The 15,532-nt window shown below is 62.7% G+C and carries 17 protein-coding genes; 8 read left to right on the top strand and 9 right to left on the bottom strand.

Features of this window, described 5'->3' with window-relative positions:
• Positions 1 to 5 precede the first annotated feature (5 nt).
• From LPB072_RS15945 to LPB072_RS15935, 3 genes are all read right to left on the bottom strand, one after another.
• Entirely contained in the window at positions 6 to 764 is a 759-nt protein-coding gene (locus LPB072_RS15945) for a 3-hydroxyacyl-CoA dehydrogenase (protein ID WP_066089327.1), read from the bottom strand.
• Between the two features lie 85 nt (positions 765 to 849).
• Positions 850 to 2,379, bottom strand: a complete 1,530-nt coding sequence (locus LPB072_RS15940) for a sensor histidine kinase (RefSeq protein WP_157559339.1) — start codon at positions 2,377 to 2,379, stop codon at positions 850 to 852.
• Complete coding sequence (locus LPB072_RS15935; protein WP_066089334.1) at positions 2,376 to 3,113, bottom strand: response regulator transcription factor; 738 nt, start codon at positions 3,111 to 3,113, stop codon at positions 2,376 to 2,378. Before LPB072_RS15935 ends, LPB072_RS15940 begins: the two co-directional genes overlap by 4 nt.
• Before the next feature lie 124 nt (positions 3,114 to 3,237).
• On the opposite strand from LPB072_RS15935, the gene LPB072_RS15930 reads away from it, so the two are divergent.
• Together LPB072_RS15930 and ppk2 are read left to right on the top strand one after the other, a co-directional pair.
• Entirely contained in the window at positions 3,238 to 3,783 is a 546-nt protein-coding gene (locus tag LPB072_RS15930) for an RNA polymerase sigma factor (RefSeq protein ID WP_066089337.1), read from the top strand.
• A gap of 116 nt (positions 3,784 to 3,899) precedes the next feature.
• Positions 3,900 to 4,817, top strand: a complete 918-nt coding sequence (ppk2, locus tag LPB072_RS15925) for a polyphosphate kinase 2 (RefSeq protein ID WP_066089340.1) — start codon at positions 3,900 to 3,902, stop codon at positions 4,815 to 4,817.
• 253 nt (positions 4,818 to 5,070) lie between these two features.
• Here the strand turns inward: ppk2 and LPB072_RS15920 are convergent, their stop codons facing one another.
• Positions 5,071 to 6,099 (bottom strand): extracellular solute-binding protein, encoded by a 1,029-nt coding sequence (locus LPB072_RS15920; RefSeq protein ID WP_231943559.1) that lies wholly within the window; start codon positions 6,097 to 6,099, stop codon positions 5,071 to 5,073.
• Between the two features lie 236 nt (positions 6,100 to 6,335).
• On the opposite strand from LPB072_RS15920, the gene LPB072_RS15915 reads away from it, so the two are divergent.
• Positions 6,336 to 7,148, top strand: coding sequence for a patatin-like phospholipase family protein (locus LPB072_RS15915; protein ID WP_231943273.1), 813 nt, complete (start codon positions 6,336 to 6,338; stop codon positions 7,146 to 7,148).
• Between the two features lie 225 nt (positions 7,149 to 7,373).
• Here the strand turns inward: LPB072_RS15915 and LPB072_RS15910 are convergent, their stop codons facing one another.
• A complete protein-coding gene (locus tag LPB072_RS15910) occupies positions 7,374 to 7,916 on the bottom strand; it encodes a phasin family protein (protein WP_066089346.1) in 543 nt (180 codons plus the stop codon).
• 283 nt (positions 7,917 to 8,199) lie between these two features.
• On the opposite strand from LPB072_RS15910, the gene LPB072_RS15905 reads away from it, so the two are divergent.
• From LPB072_RS15905 to LPB072_RS15895, 3 genes are read left to right on the top strand one after another with little or no spacing between them, the layout of a single operon-like run.
• On the top strand, positions 8,200 to 9,153 hold the full coding sequence (locus LPB072_RS15905; RefSeq protein ID WP_066089349.1) for a histone deacetylase family protein: 954 nt from the start codon (positions 8,200 to 8,202) through the stop codon (positions 9,151 to 9,153).
• Positions 9,154 to 9,185: 32 nt separating this feature from the next.
• A complete protein-coding gene (locus LPB072_RS15900; RefSeq protein WP_231943271.1) occupies positions 9,186 to 9,635 on the top strand; it encodes an acyl-CoA thioesterase in 450 nt (149 codons plus the stop codon).
• A complete protein-coding gene (locus LPB072_RS15895) occupies positions 9,632 to 10,342 on the top strand; it encodes a nitroreductase (protein WP_066089355.1) in 711 nt (236 codons plus the stop codon). Before LPB072_RS15900 ends, LPB072_RS15895 begins: the two co-directional genes overlap by 4 nt.
• Positions 10,343 to 10,434: 92 nt before the next feature.
• On the opposite strand, the gene LPB072_RS15890 is transcribed toward LPB072_RS15895, so the two are convergent.
• Positions 10,435 to 11,268, bottom strand: coding sequence for a hypothetical protein (locus LPB072_RS15890; protein ID WP_066089358.1), 834 nt, complete (start codon positions 11,266 to 11,268; stop codon positions 10,435 to 10,437).
• A gap of 200 nt (positions 11,269 to 11,468) precedes the next feature.
• Between LPB072_RS15890 and LPB072_RS15885 the strand changes: the two genes are divergently transcribed.
• Positions 11,469 to 11,816 (top strand): FKBP-type peptidyl-prolyl cis-trans isomerase, encoded by a 348-nt coding sequence (locus LPB072_RS15885; RefSeq protein ID WP_066089361.1) that lies wholly within the window; start codon positions 11,469 to 11,471, stop codon positions 11,814 to 11,816.
• A gap of 150 nt (positions 11,817 to 11,966) precedes the next feature.
• A complete protein-coding gene (locus LPB072_RS15880) occupies positions 11,967 to 12,956 on the top strand; it encodes a 2-hydroxyacid dehydrogenase (RefSeq protein WP_066089364.1) in 990 nt (329 codons plus the stop codon).
• Positions 12,957 to 12,966: 10 nt separating this feature from the next.
• On the opposite strand, the gene LPB072_RS15875 is transcribed toward LPB072_RS15880, so the two are convergent.
• The 3 genes from LPB072_RS15875 to LPB072_RS15865 are packed head-to-tail and all read right to left on the bottom strand — an operon-like array spanning position 12,967 to position 15,501.
• Positions 12,967 to 14,016 carry an ankyrin repeat domain-containing protein gene (locus LPB072_RS15875; protein WP_066089367.1) on the bottom strand — a complete coding sequence of 350 codons (1,050 nt, stop codon included), beginning with the start codon at positions 14,014 to 14,016 and terminating at the stop codon, positions 12,967 to 12,969.
• On the bottom strand, positions 14,013 to 14,594 hold the full coding sequence (locus LPB072_RS15870) for an RNA polymerase sigma factor (RefSeq protein WP_066089370.1): 582 nt from the start codon (positions 14,592 to 14,594) through the stop codon (positions 14,013 to 14,015). Before LPB072_RS15870 ends, LPB072_RS15875 begins: the two co-directional genes overlap by 4 nt.
• Positions 14,595 to 14,619: 25 nt before the next feature.
• Entirely contained in the window at positions 14,620 to 15,501 is an 882-nt protein-coding gene (locus LPB072_RS15865) for a hypothetical protein (protein ID WP_066089373.1), read from the bottom strand.
• Between the last annotated feature and the right edge of the window lie 31 nt (positions 15,502 to 15,532).

Here is a 15,532-nt window from a genome sequence, read left to right as displayed (position 1 = left end):
ACGGCTCAGCGCGGTGCGAGACGGATCGCGCCATCCAGGCGGATCACTTCGCCGTTGAGCATGTCGTTTTCAATGATGTGTTTGGCGAGTTTGGCGTAGTCGTCCGGTGTACCGAGGCGGCTGGGGAACGGCACGCTGGCAGCCAGCGCGTCTTGCACCTCCTGTGGCATGCCAAACAGCATCGGGGTGCCAAAAATACCTGGGGCGATGGTCATGTTGCGAATGCCGTTGCGCGACAGGTCGCGAGCCACGGGCAGGGTCATGCCAACAATGCCGCCTTTGGAGGCCGCGTAAGCCGCCTGGCCAATCTGGCCGTCGTAGGCCGCCACGCTGGCGGTGGAGATCATCACGCCGCGCTCGCCGGTGGCTTCGGGTTCGTTTTTGCACATGGCTTCAGAGGCCAGGCGGATCATGTTGAAGCTGCCCACCAGGTTGACCATGATGGTCTTGGTGTAGACGGCCAGGGAGTGAGGGCCGTTTTTGCCCACAGTTTTCTCCGCTGGCGCAATGCCCGCACAGTTCACCAGACCCATCAGCTTGCCCATGGACACAGCCTTGGCGACCACGGCCTGGCCGTCGGCCTCCTGGCTCACGTCGCACTTCACAAATGCGCCGCCAATCTCTTTCGCCACGGCCTCGCCTTTGTCGGCCTGCATGTCGGCGATCACGACTTTGGCGCCGTTGGCTGCCAGCATGCGCGCCGTGCCTTCGCCCAGTCCCGATGCGCCGCCGGTGACGATAAATACCTTGCCTTGAATGTCCATGGTGTGCTCCTCTTGGGATGAAAATTGATTGACGTTAACGTAAACGTCAATTATCACCCATCGCATCCCCGTGGGGTGCCAGGCCTCAGTTCGCCGGTATTTCCAGCACCACCTCGGTGCCCGATCCGGGCACGCTGCTGACAGTCAACAGCCCTCCGTGCAACTCGGCAATGCGCTTGACGATGGCCAGCCCCAGGCCTTTGCCGCCTTCACCAGTGGCAGGTGCTACACGTCTTCTGCTTTGGTAGAACCGGTCGAAGAGGTGGGGCAGGTCATGGGGGTCGATGCCCGGGCCGAGGTCGCGAACGGCGATGAGAGCCATCCCCTGACCTTCCGAGGTTGTTTGTTGCTCCACGCGCAAAGTGACGGCGCTGTTGGGTGGTGCAAATTTGAGTGCGTTGTCCACCAGATTGGCCACCGCGCGCTCGATCAACTGCACATCGACCGACGCGGACACCGGTGCGGGTTCATCGGCGACCGACAGCGCCACGTGGGCCTGGCGCGCGCGTTCGGCAAATCGCATGCTCACGCCATCGAGCAGTTCGCCCAGGTTCAGCCGCTCCTTTTTGAGCTGGAACGAAGGCTCATCGAGCCGGGCCAGGTCTCCCAGGCTGTGTACCAGGCGCGAGGCGTTACGCGTGTTGCGCAAGGCAACCGCCACCAGCGCGCGGTCTTCCTGTCTCGAAGGGTCGACTGCCCAGCGCTGATCCAGTGTTTCAAGGCAGGTGGTGGTCGCTGTCAGTGGTGACTGCAAATCGTGTGAGAGGTTGCTCACGCCTTCGCGTCGGAAGTGATCGAGCTGGTGCATGGTGGTCCACTGCCCGCGCAGGGTTTGCAGCATGGCGCCGATGCCGCGCGCGAGTTGGCCGAATTCGTCTGCGTCGCGGGTGTCGGGCAGGTCCCAGGGCACAGCCGCTTCCTGGGGCTGGACGGGGTCGGGCGCCTGAAGGCCCTTGTCGCGGATGCGGTTCACGGCTTCAGTCAGCCGCTTGAGCGGACGGGTGATGGTGGCGGTCAGCCAGGCGGCCAGCAAGGTGGACAAGGCCACCACGGCCAGAATCATGACCACAAATGGCTGTGCCAGCACGCTGCGCAATGCCGCCGGGTTGCCCTCGGCGAAGGTGCTCGGGCGGGTGACCAGGTAGAGGTAACCCACCGCGGGAGAGGGCGCAATCGACATGGGGCGCAGGGCGCGAGCGGCCACCACCACCCGTGTGTCCATGCTTTCCGGGTTGTCGCCGAGCACATAGGGCATGGGGGTTTCGCTCGACGCGCGCATGACCGGGTTCATGTTGACCCGGTAGTCGGGCGCCAGGGGCATCTGGCTGGTGGAGCTCAAGACGCGGCCTTGCGGGTCGAGCAGGTAGAGCTGGGTATCGGCTTCGTAGAGCACCAGGTTGGCGAGAAAGCCGTCGAACTCATCGCCAAAGCGTTCGCGCATGCCCAGCAAATCGGTGTGCTGGGCGGTCACCCGTTTGAGGAACGCGTCGGCTCGGTAGTAGCTCGACTCGTGTTCAAAGCGCTCGTAGGCGAACACCAGCGCGAGCACCACCCCCAGCGCCGTGAACAGGCCCGTCAGGGCGATGGTCAGCGTGAGTTTGCTGCGAACGTTCATGCCTTGGTCACCGGACACTCGCGCATCTTGTAGCCCGCTCCGCGCACGGTGAGGATGATCTCCGGCTTCAACGGGTCGGTCTCCAGCTTGGCCCGCAGGCGGTTGATGTGGGTGGTGACGGTGTGCTCGTAGCCATCGTGGCTGTAACCCCAGACGGCGCTCAGCAGCTGCGCACGGGAATAGACATGGCCAGGGTGTTGTGCAAAGTGCATCAGAAGATCAAACTCCAGCGCGGTGAAATCCTGGGGCTCGCCCTGCACCTTGACCAGTCGTTTGACCGGCTGAATCTCAAGTTCGCCATTGACCAGCGTGGTGCTTGCATCGTTTGAACTGGCTTGCGCGGCCAGTGCAACGCGCAGCTGATCAGCGCGTCGCAGAAGCGCCTTGACCCGCGCGAGCAGTTCGGCGAGGGAGAAGGGTTTGGTGAGGTAGTCGTCGGCGCCCAGCTCCAGTCCCAGCACGCGGTCGAGCTCGGTGGCCTTGGCCGTGAGCATGAGGATGGGTGTCGTATCGCCTTTGGCGCGCAGGGTTTTGCACAGTTCCAGCCCGTCCAGGCCCGGCATCATGAGATCGAGCACCAGCAAGTCGCATGGGGTCTCGGTGTGTTGCGCCAGCGCGCTCAGACCATCGCGGGTTTCACTCACCTCGTATCCCGCCGCGCGCAGGTTGAGTACCAGCAGGTCGCGGATGTCGGTCTGGTCTTCGGCCACCAGGATGCGTTTGACAGGGTTCATGGGCGTTGTGTCGGGGTGGTGGGCAGTTTCTTACCGAAATGTGATGCAAATGTGATCTTTCGGGAGATCACTGTGATCTGGGCTTTCCATAGTAGAGCCATCGACTCGCCGAAAGGACGCCATCATGAACCAGACCTTGCTCCAACCTGCTGCTTACCCCGCTCCATGGCTGAACGGCCTGTACACCCGGGACGTGTGGTCACACCGCGACTACCTGGTGGGTTATGCCCGACGCAAGCTGCACGATCCAGCGTTGGCCGAAGACGTGGTGCACGACGTGTTTGAGGCCGTGCTTGAAGGCCGGGCGGTGTTCGGTGGGCGCAGCGCCTTGCGCAGCTGGTTGGTGGGCATCCTCAAGAACAAGGTCGTGGACCTGATTCGCGATCGGGCGCGATACCAGGCGGCCGGGTTTGATGGCGAGGGTGATCAGGAGGATGAGTGGAGTGCGCTGGCGTGTCCTTGCGCCCAGCCCGATGAGTTGACAGAGCAGCGGGAACAGTTGGCGATCGTCATGGCGCGTATTGCCCAGCTGCCCGAAGGCCTGCGCGATGTGATGGAGTGGCGCGTACTGAACGACGAGCCAACCGAGGTGGTTTGCGAGCGCCTGGGCATCACCCAGGAAAGCCTGTTTGTTCGCCTGCACCGGGCGCGAAAACGCCTGCACAGCTGACGCCTGTTGACCGCTGCTTGTTGGGGGGCACGGTTGCCCATCGTTTGTTCATATGGTTGTCACATGTATTGATTAAGCTGCACGCCGTTGCCCTTACATCCCTGCACGGAGTTTCCATGATTGACAGCCAAGACGAGCTGCTGCGCCGCCTCCACAATGATTTGATGGACGGCTTTGACGAAGAGCTGGAGATGGAAATTGAGGACCGGCACGTTGATGCCCTGGTCAACGGCCTGGATCCGGATACGCCCTCGGCACACCGGGAAGGCCGTCGGCACTATTTCCGCGAGCTGTTTCGGTTGCAGGCGGAACTCGTCAAGCTGCAAGACTGGGTGGTCGCTACGGGGCACAAGGTGGTGATTGTTTTTGAGGGCCGTGACGCGGCGGGCAAAGGTGGTGTCATCAAGCGGATCACCCAGCGCCTGAACCCGCGCGTCTGCCGAGTGGTGGCGCTGCCTGCGCCTAGCGACCGTGAGCGAACGCAGTGGTATTTCCAGCGTTACGTGCCGCATTTGCCTGCAGGCGGCGAGATCGTCTTGTTCGACCGCAGCTGGTACAACCGCGCCGGCGTTGAAAAGGTCATGGGTTTTTGCTCGGACGAGCAATACGAAGAGTTCTTTCGCACCGTGCCTGACTTTGAGAAGATGCTGGTGCGATCGGGCATTCAGCTCATCAAATACTGGTTTTCCATTTCTGACGAAGAGCAGGAGATGCGCTTTCTGGGGCGCATACACGACCCGCTCAAACAATGGAAGCTCAGTCCCATGGACCTCGAATCGCGTCGCCGATGGGAGCTGTACACCGCTGCAAAAGAGGTCATGCTTGAGCGAACCCACATTGCTGAGTCACCCTGGTGGGTTGTGCCAGCCGATGACAAGAAGCGTGCCCGCCTCAACTGCATCAGCCACTTGTTGAGCCAGATGCCGTATTCGGAGGTAGAGCGCCCCAGCATCACTTTGCCCGATCGGGTGCGCCACGTGGGTTACCGCCGCCATGCAGTGCCCGGCGAGATTTTTGTGCCCGAAGTGTTTTAGGTGCATTTAACGGCCGTGTCGGACGGCGTTGCACAGGGATCGAATGAGAGGACTGGGCTAAGCTGGAATGTGAAAAGCCTGCGGTGACGCAGGCTTTTTTGCGAGCGGAAAAAGGACCACATGCTCTGCTGAATCAAGCCCGGGTAACGGAGCAAGGCTCGTGCCAAGGCGTTCAGTGGAGGTGCACCAAAAGATGCGAGGGCGTTGATGCATGGTGCGTCGGACCCGGCTTTGCCGGGCCGGCGCGGGGGGCCTATTTGTACCCAACCCGATCCAGCATCTGCTGAACCTTGGTCATGTTCTTGGCCACCACGCCCAGGGGCACGGTTTCGGCTTTGAACTGGTCTCCACCCATGGCAGTGATGGCCGGGTTGTCGATTTTCACGCCTTTGGCCGCAGCAAACTCGTTGTTGCCATTGGCAAAGTAGTTCTGTGCAAATGGGCTGGCGAGGTATTCCATGAAGGCCACCGCATTGTCACGGTGCTTGGCATGCTTGGCCACGGCAGCTCCGCCAATGTTCACATGGGTGCCACTGGTTCCCTGGTTGGGAAATACCACGCGCACTTTTTCAACCACGGAGCGGTCTTCTGGCTTGTCCGATTTGACCAGGCGCGCCATGTAGTACGAGTTGGTGAGCGCCACAGCGCATTCGCCCGATGCAACGGCCTTGATCTGGTCGGTATCGCCACCTTTGGGTGAGCGTGCCATGTTGTTGACCACACCCTGGAGCCAGGCTTCCCCTTTTGCATCACCCAGGCGCTCCACCACAGTGGCGAACAGCGACAGGTTGTAGGGGTGGGAGCCGGAACGGGTACACACCATGCCTTTGAGTTTGGGGTCGGCGAGTTGCTCGTATGTGGCAACGTCGGCGGCCTTGACGCGCATCGGGTCGTACACGATCAGGCGGGCGCGGGTGGAGAAGCCCGTCCAGGTCACGCCGTCTTTGGTGGCCGTGGCACGCAGGTTGGCGGGGATGGCTTCGTCAAGCTTGGCGGATTGAATCGGTTGAAACAGGCCCAGACTGTCGGCAGAGGCCATGCGTGCGGCATCAACCAGCAAGATGACATCGGCAGGCGAACTGCTGCCTTCGGCGCGCAGGCGGGCCACGATGCCCGCGTCATCGGCGTCGACCCGGTTGATTTTGATACCGGTGTCCTTGGTGAACTGGTCGTACATCACCTCGTCGGTCTGGTAGTGGCGGGCCGAGTAGATGTTGAGCACTTTGTCTTGTGCCTGCGCAGGCACGTGTGCGATGACAGCGCCAAAGGCTGCCAGGATCATGGGGACTTGTTTGGTGAGTTTCATCATGTTGAAGCTGGCACTGACAATGGCCGGGTTTTTGCCCTTTTCGGGCGGTCTGTAGACGAAGTTGAATACTAACACGAATGCGAATTATTCTTAATAAAAACCCTGGCAAAAGCGCTGCAAGCTGGCTTGCGGTGTTGTTTCTGAGCGGGTGTTCTGCCTTTGCCCCTTCACCACCGGCGGCGACAACCACACTCCCGATCCCCGCCGAAATGTCACCAGCAGTGGTTGAGCCTGTTCGTCGGTTACCCCGTCTTGGGCTGGCTCTGGGCGGCGGCGCCGCTCGCGGCTTTGCACATGTGGGGGTGATCCAGGTGTTGGAACAACATGGCATCCGGCCCCATCTGGTGGTGGGCACTTCAGCCGGCAGCCTGGTCGCAGCGCTGTACGCCAGTGGCATGGGTGCCGCCGAGCTGGAGCGCACCGCCATGGCGATGGAAGAAGCCACTTTGACCGACTGGACCATGCCCCTGCTGGGTCGCGGCATGCTGCGAGGTGAGGCACTGGCCCGTTACGTGCGAACCGAAGTCAAGGGTCGCCTGATCGAGAACATGCCCATACCACTCGGTATTCTGGCCACCGATCTGGCCAGTGGGGAAGGGGTCGTGTTCCGCCGGGGAGACGCAGCCCAAGCGGTGAGGGCATCGAGTGCGGTGCCGGGCCTGTTCATTCCGGTGGCGATCGCCGGTCACGATTATGTGGATGGGGGGCTGGTGGCACCAGTGCCTGTGGCGCAAGCGAGAGCGATGGGTGCCGAGGTGGTTCTGGCGGTGGACATTTCAAGTGATCCAGCCGGCAACAGCGCCCAGGGCTGGGTGCAGGTTTTGTTGCAAACAACCGCCATCATGGGGCAGAGCATCAACCGCTTGGCAATGAGTGGCGCCGACGTGGTTCCGGTGCGCCCTGCGCTCAGCGGCGTGGGCAGTGCCGATTTTTCGGCCCGCCAGCGCAGTATCGAAGCAGGGCGCGCGGCCATGTTGGCTGCGCTGCCCAGGTTGAAGGCGGAAATGGCACGGCTGAGGTAGGGCGCCGGTTGGTCGCACGCACACAAAAAAAGCCCCCACTTCGCAGTGAGGGCTTAAGGGGTCCGATGAAATCGGTATTTCGAAAAGGACCCGAGGAGACAACCAAAAAAAGCGGTCTGGTGACAGCGCCGCTCTTTTCAGGAGCAGCGCCATGGTGCAGTGGTTTTATTCTGGGGGCATTGACCAAAGTCAAAGCCCGGAGCAACGGCACCAATCAAAGGCAAATCAACGCTTCTTGGCAGCAGCCTTGGTCGCGGTGGCAGCCTGGCTGGTCACGGTGTTGAAGTTGGTCTCGGCCATGTCGGTGGCTTGCTTGACAGCTTTCTGCACGGACTCCATGGCGGTGTTGGCTGCGGTAACGGCGTTTTTCATCACGGCCACTGCGGACTCGGAACCGGCAGGTGCGTTTTTGGCAGCGTTGTCCACAACAGACATGAATTTTTTCTGTGCGTCAGCGGCTTGGGCTTCAGCAGCTTTGCTGAACTCAGCGCCGGTACCCGAAGCGATGTCGTACAGGTGGCGGCTGTAAGCCACGGTCTTTTCGGCCAGAGGTTGCATCAGGCTGGCTTGCAGTGCGAGCAGTTCCTGGGCGTCCTTGACGCTCATGACGGCTTGGGTGTTGCTGGCGGACTCGTTCATGGCGGCCTTGGTGGCTTGCACGTTGAGTTCAACCAGCTTTTCCACGCCTTCGAATGCTTTTTGGGTCAAACCGAACAAGGTTTGCAGGTTGGCTTTTTGGGCGGCGAGGATTTGGTCAGCGGTCAACATATTCAATTACTCCTGAATTTCTGGATTGGGGTGGTAGTTGAGAGCTGCTCCCGAACTCGGCGCTGTCTGGACGCTTTTGTTATCGTTCGCTTTGCTGCACTGCAACATATCTTTATTATAGGGATTACCCGCAATGATGCAAGCGCTTTGGTTGTGCCGCAACAAAAAGAAACAACTTGGCGTGGTTTGAGTCAGTGCGCGGCCTGCGAGGCATTTGGTCACAATGAAGACCGCTGTATCGGTCTGACTTCTGGGCCAAAGCGTCTTTTTTTCTGGACCTCCCTTGCTCGCTTTTTATGCCGACTCGTTCGTATTGCCGCTGCCCACGGGACACCGTTTTCCAATGGCCAAATATGGCCGCCTGCGTGAGCGCCTGAAGACCGATTGCCCTGGTGTCAGGCTGGGGCAGGCCGAGGCTGCAACCGACGGGGAGCTGGCCTTGGTTCATACCCCAACCTACATAGCGGCCATTGCCCAAGGCGGGCTGAGTGCGGCTGCGCAGCGCGAAATCGGCTTTCCATGGAGTCCTGGCATGGCTGAGCGGGCCCGTCGCTCGGTTGGTGCGACTTTGCAAGCCACGAGGGCGGCCATGGCGGGTGAAGGCATAGCCGCCAACCTTGCCGGAGGCACCCACCATGCCTATGCCGACAAAGGAAGTGGATTCTGTGTGTTCAACGACATTGCCGTGAGCGCGCGCCTGATGCAGGCCGAGCACGCCCGCCACCACCGCATGGCTGGTGGCCCATTGCGAGTGGCCATCGTGGACCTGGATGTGCACCAGGGCAACGGCACGGCGCGCATTTTTGCCAGCGACGACACCGTGTTCACGCTGTCCATGCATGGGGCCAGGAATTTCCCCTTCCGCAAAGAGCCCAGCGACCTCGATGTGGAGCTGCCCGATGGCTGTACCGATGCGGCCTATCTGGAAGCACTGGAGGTGGCGCTCGACGAGCTCTCCCACCGTTTCGAACCCGATCTGGTGCTGTACCTGGCGGGCGCGGACCCCCATGAAGGTGACAGGCTGGGGCGCCTCAAACTGAGCTTTGATGGACTGGAGGCACGCGATCGGCGCGTGATGGACTGGGCCTGGCAGCGCCGCTTGCCGCTGGCCTTTTGCATGGCGGGAGGCTATGGGACCGACCTTGAGACCACCGTTCAGGTTCAGGTCAACACCTACCGCGTGGCGCTGGAGTACCACCGCCGTTGGGCGGCTGCTGCTGTCCAGCGCGGCAACTGATGGCGCCGCAGTCGCTGGCAGAATGGGCCGCCATGAGCCAAGAAAAGCCCGATAGCCGTCCACAAGCCGAGCCGCGAAGTGCCTACCCTGTGTTTCGCCCCATCACAACCCGGTGGATGGACAACGATGTGTATGGCCATGTCAACAATGTCGTCTACTACAGCTGGTTTGACACTGCCGTCAACGCTTACCTGATTGAACAGGGCGTTCTGGATATTCATGCCGGCGGGGTGATTGGCCTGGTGATCGAGACCCAGTGCAACTATTTCGCGCCGCTGGCGTTTCCGCAAACCATTCACGCGGGCATCCGCGTGGCGCACCTGGGCAAATCCAGCGTGCGTTACGAGGTCGGGCTGTTTGCCGAAAACAGTGACCTGGCCGCAGCCTGTGGCCATTTTGTTCATGTGTATGTAGACCGAGAAACCCGCCGTCCGGCCACGCTGCCGGATGCGCTCAAAACCACCCTGGAGACTTTGCGATGAATCCCCGTGAGATCGATTCGGCCAGCGTTGACGCGGCCATCACCAGCCGAATGTCGGCGCGTGCGTTCCTGGACAAGCCCGTCGAGCGCAACGTTCTGGCGCATTTGCTGGAAGTGGCGAGCCGTGCACCTTCGGGCACCAACACCCAGCCCTGGAAGGTTTATGTGTTGCAGGGCGCGAGCCGCGATGGCCTGGTGAACAAGGTGTGCGCAGCGCACGATGCCTTGCGCGCCGATCCAGCACTGGCTGCCGAGTACCGGGAGGAATACGACTACTACCCGGAAAAATGGGTAAGCCCCTACATCGACCGCCGGCGCGAAAACGGCTGGGGCTTGTATGGCCTGCTGGGCATTACCAAAGGCGACAAAGACCGCATGCATGCGCAGCACCAGCGCAACTTCCGGTTCTTTGACGCGCCCGTGGGCCTGATGTTCACGCTGGACCGCGTGATGGGTCGCGGCTCTCTGGTCGACTACGGCATGTTCATGCAAAGCCTCATGGTTGCCGCGCGCGGCCATGGCCTGCACACCTGCCCGCAGGCTGCATGGAACGGATTCGCCAAGATCATCATGCCGCACATTGGTGCCGACGACAGTGAAATGCTGGTTTGCGGCATGTCGCTGGGGTACGCCGATCCGGACGACAAAGTCAACGATTTTCATACCCCGCGCGAGGCGGTGTCCAGCTTCACCCACTGGCTGGACTGAGCGCGCGTTCGCTGAGGCCAAAGTACCACCGGCCAGCGAGGATCCTGTCGGACGCCTGGCTGGCCGGTTTCGCAAGGCCCATGCCTTCTTGCTTACCTCGGATCGGGCACCCAGCGCGGGCGCTGTGCGGGGAAGGGTGATGGGTCGCGAGAGCGGCCACGGTAGACGGGAATCACGCCCATTTCGACAAGGTTGTCGTAGCTGTCGTAACGGATGCGGATGATTTCGTCCGGGCGCCTGGAGCGTCGTTCGAATTCGGTTTGACCCACACGGTCACGTTCCCGATCGCCGTGGGCGGTGCCCAGTTCCTGCTCGACAGGGCCGTTGTTTTCAAACCGGAAAGACTTGCTTGCCGCCCCTGATTTGGGCAAGGCACTCGAGCGCGTTTCAGGGGCGCTTTTGCCGTAGGCGTCACGCCCGGACTGGCGGCTGTCTTCGCGCTCGCGCCAGCTGGGTTGCTTTTCACTGAACACCGCGACGCCGATCACGCCCACGTCATCGGGGCGGTCCGTGCGTGCTGCATAGGACTTGGGGGCCCGAGTGAACTCGAACGCGGCAATTTCTTTGCTGCTTTTGCGCCAGCCCGCCACGTCATACCGCTGCAGGGAGTCGAGTACGTAGCCGGTCTGGTCGAGGGCCGCGGTTTCCCCCGAGACCACGTTCACGCCGTCCACCGAGACCACGTTGAGCACCCGGCCGCGGGTTTCATTGTGCAACTGGACCGCATAGCGAGCGCCCGGCTCGCCGGCGACCCACAAGTCGCCCTTGAACGAATACACGGGCAGGATTCGCCCGTTTTCCCGGTTGATGATGCGCACATCGACCATCTGGCCTTCGGCCATGGCGGGCACGCTGGCCAACAAGGCCGCGCTGGTGAGCGCGCCCAAGGCGAAGCGGCGGGTGAAGCTGGTGCGGATAGAACTCATGTGGGGTCTCCTGTTACCGAGTTGTTTCGGTGGTTTGATTACAGCGCAACGATGTGAACGGAAGGGTTCGGTTTTGAAAACGGTGCGTAAAGATGTGTGCCGCCTGCCTGCCGCATGGGGCTATTGCTTCGCGTTTCCGGGCTCTGTCCAAGGACTGGAATAATCGAAGCTTGTTTTCACTACTCAACAAAGGACCCATCATGATCACCACCGAAAGCGGCTTGCAATACGAAGACACCACCGTGGGCGCTGGCGAAGTGGCCAAAGCCGGCGGCCCTGTGCAGGTGCATTACACCGGCTGGCTGTTCAATGACGGCGTGCAGGGCGCGAAATTCGACTCAAGCAAAGACCGTGGCCAGCCGTTTGAGTTTGGCCTGGGCGCGGGCCAGGTCATCAAGGGTTGGGACGAAGGCGTGCAGGGCATGGCCGTGGGCGGAACGCGCCGCCTGGTGATCCCTGCGGCTTTGGGCTATGGTGCACGCGGCGCGGGCGGTGTGATTCCACCCAACGCCACACTGCTGTTCGAAGTCGACTTGCTGGCTGTGTAAATTCCAGCTGCGCCGCTTCGCGGCTTCCCCTGTGGGGGGCCGCACCAGTGGCCCGTCCTGAGCTTGTCGAGGGGCGGGTCCACGGTGTGTGCTGGAAGCGGATGCCCGAACCTGTGTACCAACCCCAGACGCTGCAATAAGGAACCCCCAGTGACCTCACGCCCATCCATTCTTGTCGCGCGTGCCGTATTCCCGGAAGTCATCGCCTCGTTGCGTGAGCACTTCGAAGTGGAAACCAACGGGTCCGACGACACCTGGACGCCTGCCCAATTCGCTGAGCGCCTGCAAGGCAAGGCGGGTGTTCTGACCTCGGGTGCCGAGCGCATTGACACCGCCTTGCTGGCTGCGTGCCCAAGTTTGCGCATTGTGAGCAACCTCGCCGTTGGGTACAACAACTTTGATGTGCCGGCCATGACGGCAGCCGGTGTCATGGGCACCAACGCCCCTGATGTGCTGACCGAGACCACGGCCGACTTCGGGATGGCTCTGCTGCTGGCAACGGCTCGCAGACTGACAGAGAGCGAACACTTTTTGCGCGCGGGCCGTTGGAACAAATGGGGCCTGGACCTGTTTGCCGGGGCAGAGGTCAACGGCAGCACCCTTGGGATTCTGGGCATGGGCCGCATCGGTCAGGCGATTGCCAAACGCGCGGCGCACGGCTTTGACATGCCGGTGATTTACCACAACCGCTCGCGGCTAGATGCGGCGACCGAAGCAAAGTTGAATGCGCGGTACGTGAGCAAAACCGAGCTGCTGCAACAGGCCGACCACCTGATGCTGGTGTTGCCCTACAGCGCCGAGTCGCACCACGCCATTGGTGCGGATGAAATGGCGCAGATGAAACCCACGGCCACGCTGATCAATCTGGCGCGCGGCGGCATCGTCGAAGAAAATGCGCTGGTGGCCGCGCTGCGCGAACGGCGCATTGCCGCGGCCGGACTGGATGTGTTTGAGGGCGAGCCCAAGATCAATCCCGATTTGCTGACCGTGCCCAATGTGGTGCTCACGCCCCACATTGCCAGTGCCACGCTGAAAACGCGCCGTGCCATGGCCCAATTGGCGGCGGACAACCTGATTGCTTACCTGACCACGGGCCAGGCGCTGACCCCTGTGAACCCGGGCCTTCCCAGTCCGCGCTGAACGGGGTTGCTCAACGCCTGGGTTGCATCAGTGGCAACCAGTCGGCGTGGCCAGCGCGCAGCGCGTGGTCGGCTGCACTCAGCCCGGCATGGTCGCGCAAGGTCGCGTCAGCCCCGGCATCCATCAGGGCGACCACCAGATTTTTCTGACCGCCCATGGCGGCAAGCATCAACGCCGTGCGTGCCCGGCTGTCGAGCGCATTGATGTTCACGCCCTCAGCCATAAGGCGTTGAGCGCCCTCCAGATCGCCCTTGATGGCGGCAGCGTGTAGCGGGGGCAACGCAGTCTGCACCGAATCGCTGGACAAGCCCGCTGGGTCGATCACCTGGTTGCCAGTGGTGACGCCTCGCTTTGCACGTTGTTGCGATTCGTTCAAGGTGCCGCGAGACGGCGCAGCTGGTCGGGTACTGGCCATGGGCGCAGCGCGGGCCACGGATTCGGCGCCCATGGGTGGCGCTGCACCCGCCGCTGGTGCCATCGCATCAGGCATTTCTGCGGGCTCGAGGGCATCGGGCGCTTCTATCCTGGCGGCTCGCTCCGGGCTTGCAGGCCTTGCCAATGAGGCAGGTCGTTCGGCGTCGGCTTCGGCGTTGACGGGAGGTGTGACCGGCGTTGGTTCGGGTGGGCTGATGGGCACGGCCCCAGATGCTTTCCCTGGGGCGGCGCTTTCGCTTGCTTCACTGGCACCGGCCTCGACCGGGGGAGCGGTGTTCGATCGTGCTGCGGCAACGCTGCGATCTGTTTGTTGGCTTGACGTGCCCAGCGCGGCGTGTTGCTCATCGGGTGTGCCGCGCTCAAATTGCATCACCAGCAGTCCCGCCAAGCCCACAACCGCGATGCTGCCCAGGGCGCGCCATGTCCATAGGCTGTCATTGGCCGCTGGCCGTTGGGTTTCCCCGGGAGGTGCTGGCGCAGTGACCTGCGATGTTGCATGGGCCAATACCGCTTCGCGCAGGGTGGCGCCGGGGCGCGATGCGTCATGCGCATTGGCCTCCTCATAGCGCTGCAACAGCGGGTCATTCGGGTGGGGATCGCGGGAATGGGGCGGTGGGGTGTTCATGCGTAGGCCTCCAGGGCTTCGCGCAGTCGGGCGCGGGCGTAGCGCAACCGGCTTTTGGCTGTTTCCATTGACACGCCAGTGGTTTGGGCGATCTCGTTCAGGCTGAAGCCTCCTTCGGCTTGCAGGAGGAAAGCTTCTCGCTGCACGTTGGGCAGGTCGGCCAGCGCATCGAGCAGCGCTTGCGCCTGCTCGCGCGAGTCCAGTTGCCGATCGGGACCAAACCCCGATTCGGCGGCCAGCCTGTCGGCCAGAGTAGCCCCGTCCAGGGTTTCTGCATCGAGGCTGGCGTGGGGTTTGTGGCGGCGCCAGTGGTCGACCAGGCGGTGGTGGGCGATGGTGAACAGCCAGGTCTGGAAGCGGGCGCGGGGTTGGTATTGACTGGCCTGGCGCACCACGCTGAACCACACGTCCTGCACCAGTTCATCGGCCAATGCGCTGTCTTGCGCGCTGCGTTGTACAAAGCGCCACACCGGCAATGCATGGCGGTCGTAGAGGGTCTCAAACGCCCGCGCGTCGCCCGCAGCGTAGGCCTGCAAGAGGTCGCCGTCGCTGGGGCTGTCTTCGCCGTGCGTTTGCATGGTGCCGATTATCGGCGGCCAGTTCTCAAGAAGGGTCGGGCACGTAGCGCGGAGGGATGCCCGCCGGAAAGGGGTTGGGGCGGGGAGGCACAGTGGCCTGCGGGATGATGCCCATGGCGATCAGGTTCTCCCGGCTGTCATAGCGGATGCGCACGACCTCGTCTGGCTGGGCCCGGCGGCGTTCGAAGGTGGTGTGATCGACCCGGTCGAACTCGCGCGCGCCGTGGCCAGTGCCGAGCTGCGGGGCAGATGCCATGCGTTCGGTCGCTGCGTCTTGCGCTGCGCCCGAGGCTTCGGCGCGGTTCGAGGACTCGGCGGGCGGGCCACTCTTGGCCTGCGGCGAAGGGGCGTCCGGGCTGTGTCGGCGCCCGCGCAGGGGCGCGCTGCCCCAAGGGCTGGCGGGCGCGATCTCGGGCGCCGGTCTGGGCACGGCTTTCTCGCGAAACAGGGCCACACCGATCACGCCCATCTGGTCGGGGCGCCCGGTTCGCGCCGCATAGGAAGCGGGCGCGGCAGCGAACTCGAATGCGGCGACATCGCGGTCGCTCTTGCGCCAGCCGGTGACCCGGTAGGCCTGGCGCCCTGCGAGCACATAGCCGGTCTGGTACACCGCTGCGGTCTCTCCCGACACCGCGTTCACGCCGTCCACCGACACCACGCCAAGCACCCGGCCTGGCAGCCGGTTGTGCAGCGAGATGGCGTAGCGGGCGCCAGGGCGGCCGGCGATCCAGTGCTCGCCTTGGTGGCGGTAGACCTGCAGCCGCTCGCCGTTGTCGCGGTCGATCACCTCGACGTCGGCCAGTCGGCCGATCGCGTGGGCGGGCGGGGCGCTGAAGAGTGGGCTGAGCAGGGCGCAGGCGGCGAGCGCGGCGAAGGTCTTGCGGCAGAAGGGGCTTGGGGTGGGCATGGTCGAACTCCGGACTGGTGGTTGGAGTTCA

Source organism: Hydrogenophaga crassostreae (assembly GCF_001761385.1).
In the GTDB taxonomy this organism is placed as follows: domain Bacteria; phylum Pseudomonadota; class Gammaproteobacteria; order Burkholderiales; family Burkholderiaceae_C; genus Hydrogenophaga; species Hydrogenophaga crassostreae.
This window is presented reverse-complemented; position numbering and strand designations above follow the sequence as displayed.